We start from the raw sequence: 22,713 nt of genomic DNA, 5'->3' as shown, positions 1-22,713 counted from the left end.
GGCGTCTACCCGTCAGAGGAGTACCCCCGTGGCCATCTCGGTCTTCGACCTGTTCTCGATCGGCATCGGCCCGTCCAGCTCACACACCGTCGGCCCGATGCGCGCGGCCCGGATGTTCGCCCGCCGCCTCAAGAACGAGGGCCTGCTCGTCCACACCGCGTCGGTACGGGCCGAGCTGTACGGCTCGCTCGGCGCGACCGGCCACGGCCACGGCACCCCGAAGGCCGTCCTCCTCGGCCTGGAGGGCAACTCCCCGCGCACGGTCGACGTGGAGAGCGCCGACGAACAGGCGGAACGTATCCGCGCCCGCGGCCGGCTCAATCTGCTCGGGACGCACGAGATCGCCTTCGACGCCGGTGAGGATCTGGTCCTGCACCGCCGCAAGGCCCTGCCGTACCACGCCAACGGCATGACGGTCTCCGCGTACGGCGCCGACGGCGGGCTGCTCCTGGAGAAGACGTACTACTCGGTCGGCGGCGGTTTTGTGGTGGACGAGGACGCGGTGGGCGAGGACCGGATCAAGCTCGACGACACGGTGCTCACCCATCCCTTCCGCACCGGTGACGAGCTGCTGCGCCTGTCACGGGAGACGGGCCTGTCGATCTCCGCGCTGATGATGGAGAACGAGAGGGCCTGGCGCACGGAGGAGGAGATCCGGGCCGGCCTGCTGGAGATCTGGCGGGTGATGCAGGCGTGCGTCTCGCGCGGCATGGCCCGCGAGGGCATCCTGCCCGGGGGCCTCAAGGTCCGCCGCCGCGCGGCCCACTCGGCGCGCCAGCTCCGCGCGGAGGGCGACCCGCGGGGCCACGCCATGGAGTGGATCACGCTCTACGCCATGGCCGTGAACGAGGAGAACGCCGCGGGTGGCCGTGTTGTCACCGCCCCCACCAACGGCGCCGCCGGCATCATCCCGGCCGTGCTGCACTACTACATGAACTTCGCGGCGGGCGGGGCCACCGACGAGGAGAAGGCGGAAAACGTGGTCCGCTTCCTCCTCGCGGCGGGCGCGATCGGCATGCTCTTCAAGGAGAACGCCTCCATCTCCGGCGCCGAGGTCGGCTGCCAGGGCGAGGTCGGTTCGGCCTGCTCGATGGCGGCGGGCGCGCTCGCCGAGGTGCTCGGCGGCAGCGCGGAACAGGTGGAGAACGCCGCCGAGATCGGCATGGAGCACAACCTCGGCCTGACCTGCGACCCGGTCGGCGGCCTGGTGCAGATCCCGTGCATCGAGCGCAACGGCATGGCGGCGGTGAAGGCGGTCACGGCGGCGAAGATGGCGCTGCGCGGCGACGGCAGCCACAAGGTCTCCCTGGACAAGGTCATCAAGACCATGAAGGAGACCGGCGCCGACATGTCCGTGAAGTACAAGGAGACGGCGCGCGGCGGCCTCGCGGTGAACATCATCGAGTGCTGAGGATGTGGGCCCTGACCAGCGTGTTCGTGCCTTTTGGCGCTGTCGGGGCCTCCCCTGCCCACACGGTGGAAAGTCCCTGAGACCTCCCTGGGACAGACGTGGAAGTCCCTGAAAAGTCCCTGGGAAGTCCCCATGGAAGGGGCTCTTGGCCTGCGGGTTCGCGGTATGTGATCAACGCCTGATACACCGCTCGCCCACCACTGGACGTATTGAATCGGTCCCCTGGGTCCACCTGAGGGGTGCCCGCAGTCGGCTTTCGCGTCAGTGCCGGGGTCGTCATTGCCGGGGTCGTCAGTGCCGGGAGTGGCGGGCCGCCGGAGCGGTTCCGGCGGGCGGGACCGCGCCGCCGCCCGGGGCCGGGGGCGCGGCGGCCTGCCGTTTCCGTACGAACAGCACCGTGGGCACGGCCGTGGCGAACAGCAGGAGGGCGGCGACGAGGAATCCGGTGTGCTGGGCGTCGGTGAAGGCGTGCGCGACCGCCTTTGTCACCCGGGCGGCGAGGTCCGGGGGCAGCGTGCCCGCCGGGGTCCCGTCCGAGGCGGCCTCGCGGACCGTGTCGGCGACCGGCCCGGGTACCCGCGCGTCCCGGAGCCGGTCGGCGAGGTTGGTGTCCATGCGGGTCGTCAGGATGGTGCCCAGGATGCTGGTGCCGAGGACGCTGCCGAGTTGGCGGAACATATTGACGGCGCCGCTGGCCATGCCCGTCTGCGTGTGCGGCACGCTGATCATCGCGGCGGCGGTGCTGGGTGCGATGAGCAGTCCTGAGCCCAGGCCGAGGACGGTCATGCCCGGCCATATCGCGTGGTAGCTGCTGTCGGGGCCCTCGATCAGCAGGAGAAGGACGCCGGCGCCGGCGATGAGCAGTCCCCCCGTGAGGGTGGTCCTGAACCCCGTGCGGCGCACGATCCGTCCCGCCACCGAGCTGACGGCGATATAGCTCACGAAGAGCGGCAGCAGGCGCCATCCCGTGTCGAGCGCGGACAGGGCCCGCACCTTCTCGAAGTACAGCACCAGGAGCAGCGCCACACCGGTGAAGGCGAACATCACGCCGGCGGCCACCGCCATCACGGCGCTGAAGGAGGCGGACCGGAAGAGCCGCAGGTCCAGCATCGGATCGTGGTGCCGTGCCTCGAACCACAGGAACATCCCGAGGGCGACCAGGAAGCCGGCGAAGGCCCCGACGACGCGGGCGTCGGTGTAGCCGGCGCCGCCGCTCTCGATCACGGCAAAGGTGAGCAGGCCGATGGTCACCGTTCCGAGGATCAGGCCGACGGGGTCCAGGGCCCGGTCGGGATGACGGGACTCGGCCACCAGGACCGGCGTGAGGACCGCCGCCACCAGGGCGATACCGACGTTGAGGAGGTAGACGCTGTGCCAGGAGAAGTGCAGCAGCAGTACGCCCGCCAGCAGCGGCGCCACGGCCAGGCCGATGCCGGAGCACCCGGCCCAGATGCTGACTGCCTCGGTCCGCTCGTGCGGATCGCTGAAGGCCCCGGTGACCAGCGACAGACTGTTGGGCAGGACCAGCGCGCCGCCGATGCCCATCACCGCCTGGGCGGTGATCAGCACACCGAGGGAACCGGACAGGAAGGCCAGCAGGCTGCCCGCGCCGATCAGCACGATCCCGATGAGGAACACCTTGCGGCGGCCGAAGACGTCACCGAACGTACCCGCCGACAGGACGAGGCTCGCCACCAGCAGGGTGTAGGCGCTGCTCACCCAGATCAGCGAGGACGTGGAGACATGGAGATCGGCCTGTATCAGCGCGAGCACCGAGATCGTGGCCGTGATGTTGAAGAACGTCATCATCATGCCCAGGCATGCCACGGCAAGGCTCAGCCACCGGTTGCGGCTGCCGCCGGCCTCGGACGGGGAGGCACGGTCCGGGCGCGGTGCCGCGGGGGGAGGGGAAGGTGCGAGAGACACAACACGCTCTTTCGAAAGAGGAAGAACACAAGGGAGAACAAAAGAGGGCAAGCGAAAAAGTGGAACGGGAAAGAGCGGACGGAAAGTCAGGACGCGTGCCGGCTCCGCCGGCTGCGGAAGACTCCGATTAAGTCTCTTTCGCGGACTCAGCTTCACGGTTGTTGCTGGGTCTGTCAAGAAGACTTAAGGTGAACGGCATGGCTCAGAGACAGGTCGGCCCCCCGCCCCTCGACGCAGGTCAAGCGCCGACCGGGCAGGCGAGCGAGGCTCCACGGGACGGCGCGGGTGCGCGGATCCACCCGATGGAGAACTGCAGCATCGCCCGCACCCTGGAGGTCCTCGGCGAGAAGTGGACATTCCTGGTCCTCAGGGACGCGTTCCGGGGTGTGCGCAGGTTCGAGGACTTCATCGCCCAGACCGGGATCCCCCGCCAGGTCCTCTCGAACCGGCTGTCCGCCCTCACCTCACGGGGCATCCTCAGCAAGCAGACCTACCGGGAACCCGGAGTGCGGCCCCGCGCCGAATACGTGCTCACCGCCAAGGGCTCGGACGTCTATCCGGTCCTGGTGGCCATGAGGCAGTGGGGCGACCGCTACGAGGCCGACCCCGAGGGGCCTCCGCTGGTCATGCTGCACCGCGACTGCGGGGCCGCGGTGTTGGCGCACCTGCGCTGCGCGGACGGACATCCCGTCACCTCGGCCGACGAGGTCACGCACCGGCCCGGCTCCGGCGCCCGGCTCAGGAGCGTGCCCGCGAATGAGGCGTGACGACGCCCCGGCGAGCGGCTCACGCCGGAGCGTTCCCGCGATCGTCGTGGGGGCCGGTCCGGCCGGGCTGGCGACGAGTTGGCATCTGAGATCCCTCGGGGTCGGCCATGTGGTCCTTGAGCGGGACACCGTAGGTGCCACCTGGCGCTCACGCTGGGACAGCTTCACCCTCGTCACCCCGACCTGGTCGGTGCGGCTCCCCGGCCGGCCCGGGCATTCCGGGGATCCGGACGGGTTCCTGACGCGTGACCAGTTCGTCGAGCTGCTCGACTCCTACGCACGCGACGCGGATCTTCCCGTAAGGCGTGGCGTCGAGGTCCTTTCCCTCCGGCGGGACGGCGCGGGCTACCGGCTCGCCACCTCCGAGGGCGACTGGTCCGCCCGCGCCGTGGTGATCGCCGCCGGTGCGCGGCGAGAGCCGCGCGTGCCCGCCGGGATCGAGCCGCAGCCCGGCCTGACGACCGTGCACGCGGTTGACTACCGCCGGCCGGAGCAGTTGCCGCCCGGCGCGGTGCTGGTGGTGGGCAGCGGCCAGTCGGGGACTCAGATCGCCGACGGGCTCCGCCGCGCGGGCCGGCGGGTGTTCCTCGCCACCAGTCCGGTCGGGCGTGTGCCCCGCCGTTACCGCGGCCGGGACGTCTTCGCCTGGCTGCGCGACACCGGCTTCCTCGACCTGCCCACCGAGCAGGCTCCCGCGGAGGTGATCCGGGCGCCGCAGCCGGCTGTCAGCAGTGTCCGGACCCTGGCGCTCCAGCAGCTCGCCCGGGAGGGCGTCACCCTGCTGGGGCGGCTCACCGGCGCGGAGAACGGCCGGCTGTTCTTCGCCGGGGACCTCGCGCACAACATGCGGATCGCGGACGAATTCTCGGAGCGGTTCCGCGAGAGGGTGGACGCGCACCTGCGGGAGCACCCCGACCCGTCGTTGCCGGAGCCGGCCGCCGATCCCTCCGAGCGACCCCTCGCCGCGGCGCCCCCGACGCCCGCCGAACTCGACATCGCCGCCGAGGGCATCTCCACCCTGCTGTTCTGCACCGGAATGCGACCGGACACCGGGTGGCTCCCGGACGCCCTCCGCGATGCCAACGGCGCCCTGAAGCACGAGCGGGGCGTGACGCCCTGTCCCGGCGTGCACGCGGTGGGGATTCCCTGGATGACACACCGCGCCTCCGGTGTCCTCTACGGCATCGGCACGGACGCCGCGCGTACCGCGGAGCGCGTCAGGGACCATCTCCGCCCCTGACCGGATCCCCGGGGGGAGCCGGGGATCCGGTCGGGCGGGCGCGGGGCGGCGCGGCCCCCACGGGCGGGCCGCCCCGGATTCCGGTCAGCGGGTGGCGAGGAGTTCGAGCGTATCGATCACGCGGTTCGAGAAGCCCCACTCGTTGTCGTACCAGGCGACCACCTTGACATGGCGGCCGTCGACGCGGGTCAGAGCCGAGTCGAAGATCGACGACGCCGGGTTGCCCGTGATGTCGGACGACACGAGCGGGTCCTCCGAGTATTCGAGTACGCCCGCGAGCGATCCCCGCGCCGCGTCGCGGTACGCCGCCAGCACGTCCTCGCGCGTCACGTCACGGGCAACGGTCGTATTGAGCTCGACGATCGATCCCACCGGAACCGGCACGCGGATCGAGTCGCCCGACAGCTTGCCGTCGAGGTTCGGCAGCACAAGGCCGATCGCCTTGGCGGCCCCTGTCGTGGTCGGCACGATGTTGACGGCGGCGGCGCGGGCGCGGCGGGCGTCGCGGTGCGGACCGTCCTGCAGGTTCTGCTCCTGCGTATAAGCGTGCACCGTCGTCATGAATCCGTGCTCGATACCGGCGAGGCCGTCGAGCACCGCGGCCAGCGGCGCGAGGGCGTTGGTCGTGCACGAGGCGTTCGAGACGATCGTGTGCGCGGCCGGGTCGTACGCGTCGGTGTTGACCCCGAACGCCAGGGTGACATCGGCGCCGTCCGCCGGCGCGCTGATGAGTACCCTCTTCGCGCCCGCGTCGATATGGGCGCGGGCGGCCTTGGCCGAGGTGAAGCGGCCGGTCGCCTCCAGCGCGATGTCGACGCCGAGCTCCGCCCACGGCAGCCGCGCCGGTTCGCGCTCGGCGAGCACGGTGATACGGCGGCCGTCGACGACGAGCGCGTCCCCGTCCACGGTCACCGGGCGGCCGAGCCGGCCCGCCGTCGTGTCATAGGCGAGCAGCCGCGCGAGGGTGGCGGGCTCCGTGAGGTCGTTGACGGCGACGATCTCCAGGTCGCTGTCGCGTTCGAGCAGTGCGCGCAGCACATTGCGTCCGATGCGGCCGAATCCGTTGATGGCGATGCGAGTCATGAATGGTGTCCCTTCTGGTTCACCACCAGGCTCTCGCGCGGCGTCCGCCGGTGACAGCGGCGTGATCGCCATGGTCCACAAGGATCACGCCAGGGGACTGCCAGGGGGGATCACGCCCGGTGGTGATGCCGGGCTACTGCCCCTGGGCGAACGTGCGCCGGTACTCGCTCGGCGTGGTGTCGAGGATGCGCTGGAAGTGCAGCCGCAGATTCGAGCCGGTGCCGAGACCGACGTCGGCGGCGATCTGCTCGATGCCCCGCTGGGAACGTTCGAGCAGCTCACGGGCCACGTCGATGCGGGCTCGCATGACCCACTGCATCGGTGTGTACCCCGTGTCCTCGACGAAGCGCCGCGAGAACGTACGCGGCGACACGGCCGCGTGCCGGGCGAGCGCTTCGAGGGTGAGGGGCTCACCGAGCCGGTGCAGTGCCCACTCCCGGGTGGCGGCGAACCGCTCGCCGAGCGGCTCGGGCACACTGCGCGGCACGTACTGTGCCTGCCCGCCGCTGCGGTAGGGGGCCGCCACCAGGCGCCGCGCCGCGTGGTTGGAGGCGGCCACCCCCAGATCGCCCCGCAGAATGTGCAGGCAGAGGTCGATGCCCGAGGCGGCGCCGGCCGACGTCAGCATGCTGCCCTCGTCGACGAACAGCACGTTCGCGTCGACCCGGACGAGCGGACGCTTCGCCGCGAGTGCCCGTGTGTAATGCCAGTGTGTCGTGGCGCGCTTGCCGTCGAGCAGGCCCGTGGCGGCGAGCGCGAACGCGCCCGTCGAGATGGCGGCGAGCCGCGCGCCCCGGTGGTGGGCGGCGATCAGCGCGTCGACGACGGCCCGCGGCGGGTCGTCACGGTCCGGGTGCCGGTAGCCGGGGACAAAGATGATGTCGGCCCACGCGAGTGCGTCGATGCCATGGGCGACGGAGTACGAGAGGCCGTCGCCGCCGGTCACAAGCCCCGGCGCCGCGCCGCACACCCGCACCTCGTACGGCATGCTCGCGCGGGTCGTGAACACCTGCGCGGGAATTCCGACATCGAGAGGCTTCGCCCCTTCGAGCACAAGGACGGCGACACGATGCAGGGGTGAAGCGGGCACGGGGACGAGGGTACGGGAGGGCGCGTGGGGGTGCGTCAGCCCTGTTCCGGAGCAGGGACCGCCGGACTCGGCGTCGGCACGGGCCGGGGGCGCGGCCCGGTTCCCCCCTGCGCGGCCGGGGTCCGGCCAGTGGCCCGGGTGCCGTCCGGCGGTCCTCAGGCGCGCAGACGTTCGGCCGGCGTACGCCCCGGGGTCCCCGGCTTCGCGGTCCAGCGGCACCGGATCTCCCCCTCCACGGCCCGCCTCGGTCCCCGGCGGCCACCTCCGTCCGCACGGAGGCTCCGCCGGGCACCGCCCCTACGCCGGGAGGGAGAACCCCTCCGGCGGCGACCCCTCGGCGAACAGCATCCGCACCCGGGCCGCACCCTTCCGGATCTCCAGGGCCCGCCGGTACTCGGGAGAGCCGTACCACTCCTGGACCACGGCCATGTCCGGGAACTCGATGACCAGCAGCCGGGCGAAGTCCCAGGTGCCCTCGACGGGCTCGGGCGTGGGGCCCGCGACCAGGTAACGGCCGCCGTGGCTCAGGACGGACGGCTGGGCCACGGCGGCATAGGCCAGGCAGGCCTCCTCGTCGAGGACGTCGACTCCGACGATGACATAAGCGGGCACGGGTTCCCCTGCTTCCTTTGGACACGGCGTGTACTTTTACCACGGCGCAGACTAACGCACTCCTGTAACCTCACCGACGTGACCAAGGACGAGGGCGGGCGCGCCGGGCCGGTGATGAGCCGCCGGGAGCGGCTGCGGCTGGAGACGAACCAGGAGATCAGGGCCATCGCGCTGCGGCAGTTGGCGGACGCCGGGCCGGGAGCGATCTCGCTGCGTGGTATCGCCCGCGAGATGGGGATGACGCCGCGCGCGATCTACAGCTACTTCCCCACCCGCGACGACCTGATCACGGCGCTGATCAGCGGGATCGCCGCCTCGCTCGCGGAGGTGGTGGAGACCGCCCGCGACTCCGTGCCCGACACCGATCCCGGCGCGGGACTGCTGGCCTGGGGCCAGGCCCTGAGGGAATGGGCGCTGGCTCACCCGGAGAGCTTCCGGCTCTTCTACGGCCGTCCCGTCCCCGGCTACCGGCCGCCGGACGACGGGCCGGTGGAGCAGACGGCGCGCCGGGTGTGCCGCGACCTCACCCGCCTGGTCGCCGCCGCGTGGCCGCATGCCCGGCACCACCAGCCCGAGGACACCTCCTGGTCCGATCTGCATCCGGACTACGTCGCGAAGATCCGGGCGGACCTGCCGGACGTGCCCCCCGCCGCGGCGGCGCTCGCGCTGCGCGTCTGGGGCCGGATGCACGGTCTGGTGGCCCTGGAGATCGACGGCCATATCCATCCCGTCGCGGGCGATCCGGCGGCGCTGCACCGGGCCGAGATGCTTGACCTGGTCAGGTCGCTGGGGCTGGCCCGGCCGGACCCGTTCGGCCCTGTTCCAAGCGGTTCGCCGGAGTCACGATGAGCAGGTGACGGAGCCGGTCCACCAGCGTGGAGGCACACCATGAGCGAGGTACGGCGCTTCTCACCGGAGAATCCGGTCCGGGTCTTCCTGCTCGACGATCACGAAGTCGTCCGCCGAGGCGGCCGAACACGCGGATCTGCTGGTGACGGGCGCCCGCAGGCCCAGCATCCGATCAGCTCTCCACTGGGACGGGTGACTCATGCCGTCATCCACCGCGCCCGGTGGCCGTGGTCCCGCGCTCCTGAGCCGGTAGCGGCCGGTGGTCGCCGGCCGGCCCTCGGTCGTCAGTCGTGAGCACGTCCCGCACCGGACGCCGGGGCGTCGGTGCAGCCCTCAGCCGTTCGGACGCAGCGGGTCGACGGCGCGAAGGCTGCCGTTCGCCCTGGTCACCAGGGAACCGCCGACCCGTAACGTCAGCTCTCCGCCCGTCGTGCCCGAGGCGTTCGCGCCCATCGCCGCTGTCTGCCACCGCTTGCGGCCCGTCCGCAGATCCAGCGCGACCAGCCGTCCGCTGTAGCTCGACAGATACACCGCGTTCTCCCGCTCGGAGACGATCGGCGTGCCCAGCAGGTCCACGGCGGTGTCCTCGCTCCACACCTGCCTGCCGGTGGCCGGGTCCAGCGCGGTGACCCGGCCGGTGTCCTGGACGAGGAAGAGCCGGCCGCCGGCCAGTGTCGCCGTGCTGAGCGGATGTTCGGGCAGCTTCACTGTGCGCCGGTGGCCCGTCCCGATGTCGACGCGGAGCAGGGAACGGAACCCGCTCTGAGGTCTGTCCCCGGCCTCCGACGTCAGGATGAGCAGCTCGCCGCCGTCGACACCGATCGCGGTGGTGACACCCTTCACATGGATGATCTTCTTCGGGGTGCCGTTCTCCGGGTCCAGCCGCAGGAAGGTGGTCCCCTCCTCCGGTGTGCCGGAACACGCGGCGTACGGCGCGTCGTCGAAGACCAGGGGATCGCAGACGAGCCCGGTACCGGGCCAGGGCGTGGACCACAGTTCGGCGCCGGTCCCGGCGTCGCGCCCGACGAGCGAGCCGTCCTCCATGCCGTCGCTGGAGAGCACCGCGCGGCCGAAGAAGGTGACCCGCCCGGTGAAGGCCGCCCGCCGTGTCCAGAGGTTCTTGCCGGTCCTCGCGTCCAGAACCATCAGATCCTGCCGCTGCGAACCGTCCGGGGAGGCGGCGCCCCGCAGCAGGACGCGCCCGGCGCGCACCTCGATACCGCTGGACCACCCGGGCTCCGTGGACGGGACACGCCAGTCGACATGCCCCGTCGCCGCGTCGATGCGGGCCGCGTGGAAGGTGCCGCCGTTGCAGTAGACGGCGAGTTCGTACGCGCGGCACTCCGTGATGGTGTCGGTCTCTCCGTCGCGGCCGGGCAGGGTCAGCTCCCAGGGCCGCCAGCCCGGCGGCAGCGCGGCCTCCCGCACCGGCGCGGTCCGGCCGGCGTGGCCCGTGGACGCGGCCGGAGGCCGGTCGTCCGCGGTGCTCCCGGTGTCCGCGGTGCTCCCGGTGTCCGTAATGTTCCCGCTGTTCGCGAGCACCCCCACGGCCACCACGAGGGCGACCGCCGCCGCCACGGCCGCCAGACCCCGCGAGGACCTGCCGCGCAGCGGCCGTGACCAGCGCGGGGACGGCCGGACCGGCGGCCCCGGGGCGTCGTCCGCGAGGCCGCTCGCGGGCAGCCCGTCCAGCATCCGGGCCAGCTCCTCCAGCCCCGGCCGGTCCACCGGGTCCTTCGCCAGGCAGCGTTCGACGATCCCGCGCAGCGCCGGTGCCACCCGGTCCAGCGCGGGCGGCTCGTGCACCACCTGATACATCGTCAGATACGGGCTCTCCGCGTCGAACGGCCCCCGCCCGGTCGCCGCGTACACCAGCAGCGCGCCCAGCGAGAAGATGTCCGAGGCCGCGGTCACCTCGCGCGGACGGCTCAGCGCCTCCGGCGACATGAACGGCGGAGTGCCCATGATGTGCCCGGTGAAGGTGAGCGACTCGTGGTCGACCGCCCGGGAGATCCCGAAGTCGATGACCCGTGGTCCGTCCTGCGCCATCAGGACGTTGGCCGGTTTCAGATCGCGGTGCACCACATCCGCGCGGTGGATGTCGCCCAGCGCCTCCACCAGCCCCCGCGCGAGCCGCAGCACCTCCGCCGCCGCCAGCGGCCCCTGCTTGTCCACCCGGTCCCACAGTGTGGCGGCGGGTACGTAGAGCGTGGCCATCCAGGGCAGCGCGGCGTCCGGGTCGGCGTCCACCACCGAGGCGGTGAAGGCCCCGCTGACCCGTCTGACGGCCGCCACCTCCTGCCGGAAGCGGGTCCTGAACTCCTCGTTCTGCGCGAACTGCGCGTGCACGACCTTGACGGCCACCCGTCTGCCGGACGCGGAGCGCGCCAGATAGACCACTCCCATGCCGCCGGAGCCGAGCCGCTCCAGGAGCTGGTAACCGCCGATCGAATCCGGATCCACCGTACTCAGCGGCACCCGCTCACCCCCTCCGCTCCCGCGCCGTTTGCCACACCGGTCCCCGTCATCCCGTGGAATGGGCGGGTACCGTATCCCGAACACCCGTCGGTCTGCGAGGAGATGGGCGACAACCGCGTCGCGACGGGCCCCGGGGCCGGCCGTCTCCCGGCCGGTGCCCGTCAGGAGGGCGCCGCCTCGCTGCCCGGCTTCCCGGCCTCCCGTACGGTCTCGCCGCCCGGATGGCGCCGCCGCCAGAACCAGAAGACGGCGCTCGACACCGCCGCCCACACCGCGAGGACGGCAAAGGGGAAAGCATGCTGGTGGCCGCCGAAGTAGACGGCCGTGTGCTGGGCGTTCACCGCCGCGCCCGGCGGCAGCCAGCGGCCGATCGTCCCCAGCAGTGACGGCAGCAGCGGCCAGGAGACCGCGCCGCCGGACGACGGATTGCCGAGCAGCACCATCAGCCCCCAGGTCGGCAGCAGCGCCCACCGCCCGATCAGGGTGTTGAACATCGAGAAGACCATGCCCGAGGTGAACATGGTCAGCGCCAGGATCAGCCAGGACTCCAGGAACGGCAGCCGCAGCGCCCCCAGCCCCCAGTCGGTCACCGCCGCGATGGCGAACCCGCCGAGCAGCGCGTACGCCACGGTGAAGGCGATCCGCTCCGCCGGGTGAAGCTCCTTCGCGTGGACGCTCAACTGGGCGGCGCCCACAAAGCCCACCACCACCGAGGCCAGCGAGATGTAGAAGATGGCCAGGCCGCGCGGGTCGCCGTGCTGCAGTGGCTTGATGTCCCGCACCAGGACGGGCCTGCCGACCTTCCTGCTGACCAGCGGCGCCTCCTGCGCCAGCAGTTCCGCCACCGAGGCGCCGGACGCGCTGGAGACATCCAGCTCGGGGCGGCCCCGGTGGTCGCGCAGGATGGCGAACACCTGCTGCTCCTCGACCGCCTGACGGGCCCGGGCGTAGTCGGGATACTGGCGCAGCCGCAGCGAGGCGCCCAGCGCCCGCTCCATCCCCTCGACGAACTCGGCGCGCCGGGCCTCCGACTTCGGGGCGCCGACAACGGCGGTCGGGATGTCACGCGGGGTCGGATTGGCCATGGCGTACGTGTACGAGCCCGCGAACAGGCCCGCCGCGACGGACACGATGAAGACGATCACCGCCGCCGGGTAGAACCGCGACTCCACGAACGCCCGCCGGCGCTCCAGGACGGTACGACGGGTCATACGGCCTCCGTGAGAGCGCTGGTCCGGATCCGCGCCCCGGGCGGGAAGAGCGCGGCCCCGCTCAGGCCAGCCTCCCGGCAACCCCGGCGCGGCGCACCCGGAACGGGGGCCGACAGCGCCCCCGGTACGGCGGGTGGCCGTCCGCCGCCGGCCGCCGCGACACGCCACGGGCGGCCGGCGGCGGCCGGTGTCACCGCCGCGCGGCCCGCCGTCCGTCTCTCCGGCTCCGGCTCCGGCTCCGGCGCGGGGTCACTCTCCCTTGCGGGCGGCCCAGAACTCGTCGAAGGTGAGCAGCCCGTCCGAGTTCGCGTCATGGGCGTTGATGACGGCCTGCGCCACGCTCTCGGTCACATGGAAGTCACCGAGCTGCGCCATCGCGCTCTTGTACTCCGCCGCGGTGATGAGCCCGTCGCCGTCCGCGTCGAACCGGTCGAACGCCTTGCGCGCGTCGTCGATCTCCGCCACTGTTTCCGCCCCTTCGTGGTGCCGTATGGACGGGGTCAGATTATCCGCTCCGGTTCACCTGTTCGGCGGGGGCCCGGGGCCGTCGGCGGCGGACGGCGGGCGGGCCGGACACCGGCGGCGCGGCGGCCGGGACCGGCCCGCTCCCGGCGGGCCCGCCGTCAGCGGAAGACGCCCGTGTGGCCCAGCGAGTAGCGGCCGGGCTGCGGATAGACCGCGAGTCCGTGCGGGCCGCCGCCGACCGGGATCCGGGCGAGCTGTTGACCGGTCCTCGTGTCGATCGCGTACACCTCGGCGTTGTAACGCCCGGACAGCCAGAGGACCTTGCCGTCCGCCGAGACACCGCCCATGTCGGGGCTGCCGCCGTTCGGCAGCCGCCATTTCTTGGTCAGTTTGTTCTGGGTGAAGTCGAAAATGGAGATGGAGCCCTCGCCCCGGTTGGAGATGTACATCTCCCTGGAGTCACGGCTGACATAGAGGCCGTGCGCGCCGTTACCGGTGGGCATCAGCCGGGGGGTGGTGAACTTCTTGCCGTCCAGCACCCATACGCCGTGGGCCATCATGTCGGCGATGTAGAACGTCGTGCCGTCGGGCGAGATCTTCACGTCCTGCGGCATGGCGCCCTCGAAGGGGAGCTTCTGCTGGCCGACGACCCGCATCCGCTCGGTGTCGACCTTGAGGAGTTCCCCGGAGAACTCGCAGGAGACGACGAAGTAGCGGCCGTCGGCGGAGAAGTCGGCGTGGTTGACGCCCGCGCAGGTGACCGGCTCGGTCTTCTTGATCTTCATGGTGTGCGGGTCGCGGAAGACCAGCTCACGGTCGAGCGAGGCCATGACGACCGCGTACCTGCCGTTGGGCGTGAAGTAGAGGTTGTACGGGTCGTGTACGTCGACGGGCTTCCCCGCGGCGCCCGTGGCCGGGTTGATCGGTGTGAGCGTATGGCCCCGGTTGTTGTTGACCCAGAGGGTCTTGAGATCCCAGGACGGTACGACGTGCTGCGGCTGCCGGCCGACCGGGATGGTCTCGATGACCTTGTAGGTCGCCGGGTCGATGACCGAGACCGTGTCGGAGTTGGTGTTGGGGACGTACACGCGGGACGGGAAGCCCCGGACGACCGGCGAGAGCGCGTTGGGCCGGTCGGCGGCGTAGATGTCCTTCGGGTCCTGCACCGGGGGCATGCCCGGGAGGCCCGGCGGCCCGGCCGGTCTGGAGACGACGGGCCGGGTGGTGGCCGGGCCGGCGCTGGCCGCGGTGCGCGCGGGGTCGGGTCCCGCGCAGCCCGCGAACAGGGCGAGGGTCCCCGTCGCGAGCAGGGCGGCGGCCCGCGTGGTGAGGGGAGGCATCCGGTGCATCAGGTCAGCAGCTCCGTGGTCGTCACCGCGCGCAGGCCGCGGCGTTCCAGTGCGTCGAGGAGGGCGGGCAGCGCGGCGACCGTGTCCGCGTAACCGAAGTGCAGGCTCACCACGGATCCGTTGCGGATCTGCTCGGTGACGGTGCGGGTGACGGCCGGGGCGCCCGGCGAGGTGAAGTCGAGGGAGTCGACGTCGTAGGAGAGGACATGCGGATAGCCCGCCCGCCGGGCCAGCCGCTGGACGAGCGGGGTGGCGTGCGCCGCCCGGGACGGACGGAACCAGGAGCCGATGGAGCCGGTGAGCCGGCGCAGCCGCTGGGCGCAGCCGGTGATCTCGGCGTACGCCGAGGCGGCGTCCATCGCGTTGATGTCGACATGGCGCAGTGTGTGGTTGCCGAGATCATGGCCGCCGTCGAGGATCCGGCGGGCGATGGCCGGGTTCTCGTCGAGCCAGCCGCCCACGGCGAGGACGGTGATCCGGGCGCCGCCGCGCTCGGCCTCGGCCAGTACGGCTCGGGCGGTGGCCGGGTCGCCCTGCCCGTGGAAGGTGAGGGCGACCCGCGCGCGGTCGCGCGGGCCGTGCGCGATCTCGGCGGGCCGGCCCGCGAAGCGCCTGGGCGACGGAGCGGTACGGGCCGCGGGCCGGGCGGCCCCGGAGGCGGTTCCTGAGCTGGGCCCGGAGGGCGGTACGGAAGAGGGCGCACGGGCGGGCCCGGCGGGGGCGCTGTCCGTACAGCCGGTGGCGAAGGCGCCCGTAACGGCCGTGCCGACTGCTGCGCGCAGAGCATCGCGACGGTCGATCGGGGGGTTCACGCCCTTATTAAAAGGCTTATATGCACGAAAGATGATGATTGACGGGCTTCATCGCGTTCGCGGGTCGCCCCCGGCCCCACCTGTCGCAGACATGATCAATGATTCAGCCGCGACATCTGCGCTTCAGTCGATAATTACCAGGTGAGTGGCACACTTCACCTGCGATTCATCTGGACGCTGCTGGCTCGGGAGCCGCTCGTCTGCCATAGTCATGAGTACGACCTCCACTGACCCGGGCCCGGTCGTCAGAGCGGCCGTGGACACACCCCTTGTCCACGGCGCCCGCACAGAAGCCCCTCGGCGCCGCATCCCGGCCACCCGAGGGCTTCTGTGCGTCGGCGCCGGGCGGGATTCAGGGTGCCTGGCGGTCGGCGACCCGCATCTCGAACCAGGTGGTCTTGCCGCGCGGCAGCAGATCGACACCCCAGCGGTCGGAGAGCCGGTCCACCAGGAAGAGCCCGCGCCCGCTGATGTCCAGCTCGTGCACCGGCAGCAGGCACGGCAGACCCCGGGAGGGATCCCGCACCTCGATCCTGATCCAGCCGCGCCGGCGCAGCATCCGCAGTCCGAAGACCCGCGCCCCGGTGTGCCGTACGGCGTTGCCCACCAGTTCGGAGACGAGCAGGACGGCGGACTCCGCCGTCGACGGCGACAGCGCCCACTGGCGCAGCACCACACCGTGGGTGATCCGGCGGGCGGCCGAGGCGGACTCCGGGCGGGACGGCAGCCGGACTTCACACTCCGTCGGATTGCCGAACAACTCGATCGCTCTGAGCGCCTGTTCGTCCTCGACGACCGGTAACCACCGTGTCCCGGCCGCCTCACCGCGCTGCCGCGGTTGCTCCACACCCTCCAGGCCCGCCATGCCCCCATCATGGCGGCCCAGGAGACCCCCGGGGGCCGTTCCCGGGGAATCCATCCACCGGAACACGTCACCCCCGAGGGTCCGAATGGCATATGCCACTGGCACTGCGTGCCCGGCGAGAGGCGCTCTGACCTGCGACAACGCATCACGGCGGGCCGGCCGTCCGAGCCCCGTTCCGCCGCGTCTCCCGAAATTTTTCACACGTCGCGTCCATCCCGTGCACGGAGTTGACGCGGCGTCACTTTGTCCTCAACAAAGCGTTTCTCAGCGGAAGTTGGCCTTGCCGGGGCCGTCCTCCACAAAGGACCGCATGCCGCGCTCCCGGTCCTCCGTCGCGAACAGGCCGGCGAACCAGTTGCGCTCCAGGGCGAGACCGGTCTCCAGATCCGTGCCGAGGCCCACGTCGATCGCCTCCTTGGCGGCCCGCAGCGCGAGCGCGGGACCCTGCGCCAGCTTCGCCGCCCAGGCGTGCGCCTGCTCGTACACCTCCGCCGCCGGGACCACCCGGTCGACCAGACCGAGCGCCAGCGCCTCCTCCGCCCTGACCTGACGGCCCGTGAAGATGAGGTCCTTGGCCCGGGACGGGCCGATCAGCCGGGCGAGCCGCTGGGTGCCGCCGGCTCCCGGGATCAGGCCCAGCAGGATCTCCGGCTGGCCGAGCTTGGCGTTGTCGCCGGCGATCCGGAAGTCGGCGCAGAGGGCCAGCTCGCAGCCGCCGCCCAGCGCGTAGCCGGTGATCGCCGCGACGACGGGCTTGGGGATACGGGCCACTGCGGTGAACGACTCCTGGAGCGCGCGGGAGCGGACGACCATCGCGGCATGGTCCATCTCCCGCATCTCCTTGATGTCGGCGCCGGCCGCGAAGACCTTCTCACCGCCGTAGAGGATGACGGAGCGTACGTCCTCCCGCCGGCCGGCCTCCTCGGCCGCCTCCCGCAGCAGGTCCTGGATGGAGGTGTCGAGTGCGTTCATCGGCGGGCGGTCGAGCCGGATCGTACCCACGCCGCCCGAGACTTCGAGATTCACGGTTGCCATACGGAGGAGGTTAGGGTCTGTCTCCGCGATCTCCACGGCCGCCGGCCGTGCCGACGGCGAAGGACCCGGCACGCTCACGGCGTGCCGGGTCCTTCGACAAGCGGGCGACCCGTTACCGGGTCCACTCCGCCCAGGACATGTTCCAGCCGTTCAGACCGTTGTCCGGCGCGATCTGCTTGTCCTTGGAGTTCTTCACGATCACCACATCACCGATGATCGAGGACCTGTAGAACCACGCCGAGGGCGTGCCGTTGGCGCCGCCGCCGCGCCGGTCCCGCAGTCCCACACAGCCGTGGCTGACGTTCGACGAGCCGAAGGTGCCGGAAGGCGCCCAGTAGTTGCCGTGGACGAAGGTGCCGGAGGTCGACAGGCGCATCGCGTGCGGCACGTCCTTGATGTCGTACTCACCGCCGAAGCCGACCGTCGCGCCGTTCATCCGGGTCACCTCGTACTTCTCGCTGATGACCATCTGACCGTTGTACGTGGTGGTCGAGGGGGCGCCCGCGGTGATCGGGATCTTCTTGATCTGCTTGCCGTCCCGGACGACCTTCATCGTGTGCGCCTTGGCGTCCACGGTGGAGACCTGGCTGCGGCCGATGGTGAAGGACACCGTCTTGGCCTGCTTGCCGTACACCCCGGGCCGGCCCTCGACGCCGTCCAGATTGAGCTTGACGGTGACCTTCGTGCCCGCCGCCCAGTACTTCTCGGGGCGGAAGTCCAGCCGGTCGTTGCCGAACCAGTGCCCCTCGACGGGCACGGGCGGACTCGCCGTCACCGTGATGGCCTTCTCCACCGCGTCGGGCTCGGTGATGCCCCGGGTGAAGTTGATCGATACCGGCATGCCGACACCGACCGTCGAGCCGTTCTCCGGCGTGTACTGACCGATGAAGGTGTTCTTCGGGACAAGCGTGGTGAAGGCGGTGTCCTTGGCGGACTCCCGGCCTTCCGCGTCCTTGGCGATGGCGTGCACCTTGTACTTGGTGGCACCGGCGAGATGCTGGAGGGGCTCCCAGCTCGCGCCGTCGGCGGCCAGCTTCCCCTCGACCCGCTCGCCCTTGTCGTCCTGGACGGTGACCGTCGTCAGCTTCCCTCTGGCGGCCGAGACCTTGAGCGCGCCGGTGGTGGCGACGGCCTTGGCGCCGTCCTTCGGCGCGATCGTCACGACCGCCACGGAGGCGGCGTTCTCCACCTTCGCCGCGCCGCCCTTGCTGCCCGCCTTGCCGTCGGCGGCGGCCTCGGAGCCGCCGCCCCCGCCGCCGCACGCGGTGACCGCCAGCAGCAGCGCGCCGAGCAGCAGGGCCAGCGGCCCCGTGCTCCCGTGCGTCCGCCGTCCCCCCGGCCTCCGGCCCCGCGCCCCCGAGTCCTGCGGTCCCCCGCCAGGCCCGGCCGATGTCCCCGATATCGGCAGCCCGTTCACTATGGTCGTCTCCCCTCGCACGGCCTGGCCCCGCCACGGCCCGCACCCCCGCGCGTTGAGTCCACGCGCACAGCAAAAGATAATCACACCGCAGGCCGGGCGAAGCCACCGCGAATGTCACCGTTCCGTCCCAACAGACCGGTGACAGCGCAGGTCATACGGGGCGCCTCCGCGCGGGCGAGAAGTCCTGCCGCGCGGTGGCGAGAGGTGGCGCGGGGTCAGGTGAGGGCCGAACCGGCCTTCCAGTCGGGCCAGTTGAGGTTCCAGCCGCTGAGGCCGTTGTCCGGCGCGACCGTGTCGTCCCGGGAGTTGACCACCTCCACGACATCACCGATCAGGGTGCGCTCGAAGAACCAGCCGGCCGGGGTGTCGGCCCCGCCGCCCCTGATGTCGCGCAGCCCGACACAGCCGTGGCTGACGTTCTCCGAGCCGAATGTCCGCGCGGGTGCCCAGTAGTTGCCGTGCAGAAAGGTCCCGGAGGTGGTGAGCCGTACCGCGTGCGGGACGTCCTTGATGTCGTACTCGCCGCCGAAGCCGACGGTCATGCCATTCATCCGCGTGACGTCGTACAGCTCGGAGACCACCATCTTCCCGTTGTACGTCGGGGTCTCGGGGCCGCCCGTGGTGACCGGCAGGGTCGACAGCAGCTCTCCGTCGCGCCGGACCTCCATGGTGTGTCGCGCCGCGTCGACGCGTGAGACCTGCGACCGGCCGACCGTGAAACCGACGGTCTTGCGCTGGATGCCGAACACGCCCGGCGCCGCCTGGACATCACGCAGTGCCAGATCGACCGTGACCTTGGTGCCCGGTTCCCAGTACTCCCGCGGGCGGAAGTCGAGGCGCTCGTCGCCGAACCAGTGGCCCACGACCTCCACCGGCGGGTCCGAGGTCACCGTGATGGCACGCTCGACGGCGGCGCGGTCCCGGATCTTCCGGTTGAAGTCGAAGGAGACGATCATCCCGGCGCCGACGGTGGCGCGGTTCTCCGGGGTGAAGTAGCCGACGAACCGCGCCGTGGGGACAGCCGTCGTGAAGGTCGTGTGCCGGGCCGAGCGACGGCCCCGCGCGTCCACCGCCACCGCGTCGACGCGGTACTTGGCGGCCGGGGCGATCCGCACCTGGCCGTCCGGCCGCCAGGTACTGCCGTCGCGCGAGATCCGGCCGGGCAGTCCGGTGGGCGTGGCGTCCTCGATCTGGGCCACCGTCACCCGCTCCAGCCTGCCGTCGGACACGCTCACCCGGATCCGGTCGGTCTGGCCGACGCCCCGCGCGCCGTCCCCGGGAAGGACCTGGATCGTGTCCGCTCCCCGCCCCGGCTTGGCGTCCGTGAACTCCTCCTCGCTGCCGCATCCCGCCAGACCGGCCAGTCCCGCGATCAGTCCTGCCCATGCCAGAGCCGCGGCCACGCCGGTCCCTGCCCGCTTCAGTACGTGTCTCACGCCCCGCCCAACGACCACCCCCCTCCGGGGGAAACGTGAGGGCAGGGCCTCTTGAGGGAAGAACAGGGAGAAGGACCACGCGAGGAGAGCCGCGGCCGGGACGCCGTGCGCACCGATCCGCGAGGCCGACGAGCCGCGGGAGGCCGGACAGGTGGCGAGCGCAGCCGATCAGCAGGCAGTGCAGGAGTCGGCGCAGGAGTCGGCGCTGGAAGCGACGGACGTGACGGAAGGGGCCGAGGGGACGGAGCAGGCCGTACGGAGGGGGCGGGCCGGTTTTCTGCCCGCGCCCGGGTCCAACGGCCGCCGCAGAAAGCCGGGCACGCACCGGCGCACGGTGTGGCCGGGAGCGCCCAACCCGCTCGGAGCGCGCTACCGCACCGGACCTGACGGGGTGGCCGGTACCAACTTCGCGCTCTGGGCGGGCGGCGCGGAGGCGGTCGAGCTCTGCCTGTTCGACGACGCGGGCGACGGACCGGCCGAGCGCGGCGGCCCGGACGGCGACGGACACCGCGGCGACGTCGAGACCCGGCTGCCGCTGACCGAGCTGACCCATGGGATCTGGCACGGCTTCGTGCCGGGCGTCCGTCCCGGACAACGCTACGGCTTCCGGGTGCACGGCCGCTGGGACCCCTGGACCGGCGCCCGCTGGAACCCGGCGAAGCTGCTGCTCGACCCGTACGCCCGCGCGGTCGACGCGTCCGGGGGGCATGATTACGGCCGGCTGCCGGCGGAGGTCTACGGCCATGTCCGCGACTGGCCGCAGCAGCAGGTCGCGGACACCGTGCGCGACGACCGTGACTCGGCTCCGTACGTCCCCAAGGGCGTCGTCGTCCACGACGAGGCGCCCGACGACGAGTGGGCCGACGACCGGCGGCCCAAGACCCCCTGGGCCGACTCGGTCATCTACGAGCTGCACGTACGCGGCTTCACGAAACTGCACCCCGGTGTCCCCGAGGAGCTGCGCGGCACCTACGCCGGTCTCGCGCACCCGGCGGCGATCGGCCATCTCCGGGACCTCGGGGTGACGGCGGTCGAGCTGCTCCCCGTCCACCAGTTCGCCCACGAGGATCATCTGCTGCGGCGCGGCCGGCGCAACTACTGGGGCTACAACTCCATCGGCTACTTCGCGCCGCACGCCGGTTACGCGGCGAGCGGCACCCGCGGACAGCAGGTCGAGGAGTTCAAGGAGATGGTCCGGGCGCTGCACGCGGCCGGGATAGAGGTCATCCTCGACGTGGTCTACAACCACACGGCGGAGTCCGGGGAGCAGGGGCCCACGCTGTCCCTGCGGGGCATCGACAACCGCGGCTACTACCGGCTGCCGTCCGACGCCCGCCGCTACACCGACTACACCGGCTGCGGCAACACCCTCCATGTGGTGCAGCCCCATGTGCTGCGGCTGATCACCGACTCGCTGCGCTACTGGGTCACCGAGATGGGCGTCGACGGCTTCCGCTTCGACCTGGCGGCGGCCCTCGCCCGCTCCATGCACGACGTCGACATGCTCTCGCCGTTCCTGGCGGTGATCGCCCAGGATCCGGTGCTGCGCCGGGTGAAGCTGATCGCGGAGCCGTGGGACGTGGGCAACGGCGGCTATCAGGTGGGGGCGTTCCCGCCGCTGTGGACGGAGTGGAACGACCGCTACCGGGACGCGGTACGGGACTTCTGGCGGGGCGCGCTGCCGGACGTACGGGATCTCGGCTACCGGCTGTCGGGGTCGAGCGACCTGTACGCGTGGGGCGGGCGGCGGCCGTACGCCTCCGTCAACTTCATCACGGCGCACGACGGATTCACGCTGCGCGACCTGGTGTCGTACGAGCGGAAGCACAACGAGGCCAACGGCGAGGGCAACCGGGACGGGACGAACGACAACCGGTCCTGGAACTGCGGCGCCGAGGGCGAGACCGACGACGAGCGGATCAACGCGCTCCGGCGGCGGCAACTGCGCAATCTGCTCACCACACTGCTGGTGTCGACGGGGGTGCCGATGCTGGTCGCGGGCGACGAGATGGGCCGTACGCAGGGCGGCAACAACAACGCGTACTGCCAGGACAACGAGGTGAGCTGGCTCGACTGGTCGCTGCTGGAGCGGCCGGACGGGCAGGGGCTGCACCGGCTGACGGCCCGGCTGCTCGCCCTGCGCCACGCCCATCCCGTGCTGCGCCGCCGCGCCTTCTTCTCCGGCCGGCCACAGGCGGCCGACGGGCTGCGGGACCTCGCGTGGTTCTCGCCGCACGGCACGGAGATGACGGAGGAGGACTGGTACGCGCCGGCGTCGACGCTCGGGCTCTTCCTGTCCGGGCGGGACATCCCGGGGCGGGACGCGCGGGGAGAGAAGATCACGGACGCCAGTTTCCTGACGGTCCTGCACGCGGGCGACCGGGCGGCCGGCTTCACGCTGCCGGGCCCGCCCTGGGCGGAGTCGTACGAGCTGGTGGTCGACACGTCGCTGGAGGAGCAGGGGCGGGCGCCGGGGACGGTGCACGAGGGGGGCGCGACGGTCACGGTGCCGGCCCGGTCCGTGCTGCTCTTCACGGTACGGGGGTGAGCCGGGAGGGGCCGGAGCGGCGGGGGTGACCTGGGCCTGGCCGCGCTCAAATTCATATCAACCGATCGGCTGATATGAGGAGTGCGACCGGCCGACAGTGACGGGAAAATCACATG

Annotated in this window: 19 protein-coding genes; 5 read left to right on the top strand and 14 right to left on the bottom strand. The window is 71.7% G+C overall.

Annotated elements, in window-relative coordinates; genetic code table 11:
* Positions 1 to 28 precede the first annotated feature (28 nt).
* Positions 29 to 1,411 carry an L-serine ammonia-lyase gene (locus ABZ707_RS15530; protein WP_360173726.1) on the top strand — a complete coding sequence of 461 codons (1,383 nt, stop codon included), beginning with the start codon at positions 29 to 31 and terminating at the stop codon, positions 1,409 to 1,411.
* Between the two features lie 291 nt (positions 1,412 to 1,702).
* Here ABZ707_RS15530 and ABZ707_RS15525 read toward each other — a convergent pair whose 3' ends face one another.
* Positions 1,703 to 3,337 carry an MFS transporter gene (locus tag ABZ707_RS15525; RefSeq protein WP_360173723.1) on the bottom strand — a complete coding sequence of 545 codons (1,635 nt, stop codon included), beginning with the start codon at positions 3,335 to 3,337 and terminating at the stop codon, positions 1,703 to 1,705.
* Positions 3,338 to 3,534: 197 nt separating this feature from the next.
* On the opposite strand from ABZ707_RS15525, the gene ABZ707_RS15520 reads away from it, so the two are divergent.
* Together ABZ707_RS15520 and ABZ707_RS15515 are read left to right on the top strand one after the other, a co-directional pair.
* A complete protein-coding gene (locus tag ABZ707_RS15520; RefSeq protein ID WP_360173720.1) occupies positions 3,535 to 4,104 on the top strand; it encodes a helix-turn-helix domain-containing protein in 570 nt (189 codons plus the stop codon).
* Positions 4,094 to 5,344 (top strand): NAD(P)/FAD-dependent oxidoreductase, encoded by a 1,251-nt coding sequence (locus tag ABZ707_RS15515; protein WP_360173717.1) that lies wholly within the window; start codon positions 4,094 to 4,096, stop codon positions 5,342 to 5,344. Before ABZ707_RS15520 ends, ABZ707_RS15515 begins: the two co-directional genes overlap by 11 nt.
* Before the next feature lie 84 nt (positions 5,345 to 5,428).
* On the opposite strand, the gene gap is transcribed toward ABZ707_RS15515, so the two are convergent.
* The 3 genes from gap to ABZ707_RS15500 all read right to left on the bottom strand — a co-directional run bounded on the left by gap (position 5,429) and on the right by ABZ707_RS15500 (position 8,129).
* Positions 5,429 to 6,427, bottom strand: coding sequence for a type I glyceraldehyde-3-phosphate dehydrogenase (gene gap, locus ABZ707_RS15510; RefSeq protein ID WP_360173714.1), 999 nt, complete (start codon positions 6,425 to 6,427; stop codon positions 5,429 to 5,431).
* Positions 6,428 to 6,560: 133 nt separating this feature from the next.
* A complete protein-coding gene (locus ABZ707_RS15505) occupies positions 6,561 to 7,517 on the bottom strand; it encodes a helix-turn-helix domain-containing protein (protein WP_360173711.1) in 957 nt (318 codons plus the stop codon).
* A 297-nt stretch (positions 7,518 to 7,814) separates the two neighbouring features.
* On the bottom strand, positions 7,815 to 8,129 hold the full coding sequence (locus ABZ707_RS15500; protein WP_360173708.1) for a DUF1330 domain-containing protein: 315 nt from the start codon (positions 8,127 to 8,129) through the stop codon (positions 7,815 to 7,817).
* 78 nt (positions 8,130 to 8,207) lie between these two features.
* Here ABZ707_RS15500 and ABZ707_RS15495 point away from each other — a divergent pair, with 78 nt between their 5' ends.
* On the top strand, positions 8,208 to 8,978 hold the full coding sequence (locus tag ABZ707_RS15495; protein ID WP_360173706.1) for a TetR/AcrR family transcriptional regulator: 771 nt from the start codon (positions 8,208 to 8,210) through the stop codon (positions 8,976 to 8,978).
* Between the two features lie 60 nt (positions 8,979 to 9,038).
* Here the strand turns inward: ABZ707_RS15495 and ABZ707_RS15490 are convergent, their stop codons facing one another.
* From ABZ707_RS15490 to ABZ707_RS15445, 10 genes are all read right to left on the bottom strand, one after another.
* A complete protein-coding gene (locus ABZ707_RS15490; RefSeq protein WP_360173703.1) occupies positions 9,039 to 9,179 on the bottom strand; it encodes a hypothetical protein in 141 nt (46 codons plus the stop codon).
* A gap of 132 nt (positions 9,180 to 9,311) precedes the next feature.
* Positions 9,312 to 11,456 (bottom strand): protein kinase, encoded by a 2,145-nt coding sequence (locus ABZ707_RS15485; RefSeq protein WP_360173700.1) that lies wholly within the window; start codon positions 11,454 to 11,456, stop codon positions 9,312 to 9,314.
* A 161-nt stretch (positions 11,457 to 11,617) separates the two neighbouring features.
* Positions 11,618 to 12,667 (bottom strand): ABC transporter permease, encoded by a 1,050-nt coding sequence (locus ABZ707_RS15480; protein WP_360173697.1) that lies wholly within the window; start codon positions 12,665 to 12,667, stop codon positions 11,618 to 11,620.
* A 249-nt stretch (positions 12,668 to 12,916) separates the two neighbouring features.
* Positions 12,917 to 13,132, bottom strand: a complete 216-nt coding sequence (locus ABZ707_RS15475; protein ID WP_360173694.1) for an EF-hand domain-containing protein — start codon at positions 13,130 to 13,132, stop codon at positions 12,917 to 12,919.
* Positions 13,133 to 13,290: 158 nt separating this feature from the next.
* Positions 13,291 to 14,472 carry a YncE family protein gene (locus ABZ707_RS15470; protein WP_360173908.1) on the bottom strand — a complete coding sequence of 394 codons (1,182 nt, stop codon included), beginning with the start codon at positions 14,470 to 14,472 and terminating at the stop codon, positions 13,291 to 13,293.
* Between the two features lie 8 nt (positions 14,473 to 14,480).
* Positions 14,481 to 15,293 (bottom strand): polysaccharide deacetylase family protein, encoded by an 813-nt coding sequence (locus tag ABZ707_RS15465; protein WP_360173691.1) that lies wholly within the window; start codon positions 15,291 to 15,293, stop codon positions 14,481 to 14,483.
* 352 nt (positions 15,294 to 15,645) lie between these two features.
* On the bottom strand, positions 15,646 to 16,212 hold the full coding sequence (locus tag ABZ707_RS15460) for an ATP-binding protein (protein ID WP_360173688.1): 567 nt from the start codon (positions 16,210 to 16,212) through the stop codon (positions 15,646 to 15,648).
* A 210-nt stretch (positions 16,213 to 16,422) separates the two neighbouring features.
* Positions 16,423 to 17,193: an enoyl-CoA hydratase-related protein gene (locus tag ABZ707_RS15455; RefSeq protein WP_360173685.1), complete on the bottom strand. Its 771-nt coding sequence runs from the start codon at positions 17,191 to 17,193 to the stop codon at positions 16,423 to 16,425.
* Positions 17,194 to 17,305: 112 nt separating this feature from the next.
* Positions 17,306 to 18,496, bottom strand: a complete 1,191-nt coding sequence (locus ABZ707_RS15450) for an Ig-like domain-containing protein (protein WP_360173905.1) — start codon at positions 18,494 to 18,496, stop codon at positions 17,306 to 17,308.
* A gap of 332 nt (positions 18,497 to 18,828) precedes the next feature.
* Complete coding sequence (locus ABZ707_RS15445; RefSeq protein ID WP_360173682.1) at positions 18,829 to 20,049, bottom strand: Ig-like domain-containing protein; 1,221 nt, start codon at positions 20,047 to 20,049, stop codon at positions 18,829 to 18,831.
* Positions 20,050 to 20,326: 277 nt separating this feature from the next.
* Here ABZ707_RS15445 and glgX point away from each other — a divergent pair, with 277 nt between their 5' ends.
* A complete protein-coding gene (gene glgX / locus ABZ707_RS15440; protein WP_360173902.1) occupies positions 20,327 to 22,597 on the top strand; it encodes a glycogen debranching protein GlgX in 2,271 nt (756 codons plus the stop codon).
* Positions 22,598 to 22,713: the final 116 nt, after the last annotated feature.

The organism is Streptomyces sp. NPDC006923 (assembly GCF_040635655.1).
Taxonomy (GTDB): domain Bacteria; phylum Actinomycetota; class Actinomycetes; order Streptomycetales; family Streptomycetaceae; genus Streptomyces.
This window is presented reverse-complemented; position numbering and strand designations above follow the sequence as displayed.

Coding starts and splice junctions, on each gene's coding strand:
- ABZ707_RS15515 (WP_360173717.1), top strand. CDS start 4,094: ATGAGGCGTGACGACGCCCCGGCGAGCGGCTCACGCCGGAGCGTTCCC.
- ABZ707_RS15490 (WP_360173703.1), bottom strand. CDS start 9,179: ATGAGTCACCCGTCCCAGTGGAGAGCTGATCGGATGCTGGGCCTGCGG.
- ABZ707_RS15520 (WP_360173720.1), top strand. CDS start 3,535: ATGGCTCAGAGACAGGTCGGCCCCCCGCCCCTCGACGCAGGTCAAGCG.
- gap (WP_360173714.1), bottom strand. CDS start 6,427: ATGACTCGCATCGCCATCAACGGATTCGGCCGCATCGGACGCAATGTG.
- ABZ707_RS15460 (WP_360173688.1), bottom strand. CDS start 16,212: ATGGATTCCCCGGGAACGGCCCCCGGGGGTCTCCTGGGCCGCCATGAT.
- ABZ707_RS15470 (WP_360173908.1), bottom strand. CDS start 14,472: ATGCCTCCCCTCACCACGCGGGCCGCCGCCCTGCTCGCGACGGGGACC.
- ABZ707_RS15480 (WP_360173697.1), bottom strand. CDS start 12,667: ATGACCCGTCGTACCGTCCTGGAGCGCCGGCGGGCGTTCGTGGAGTCG.
- ABZ707_RS15455 (WP_360173685.1), bottom strand. CDS start 17,193: ATGGCAACCGTGAATCTCGAAGTCTCGGGCGGCGTGGGTACGATCCGG.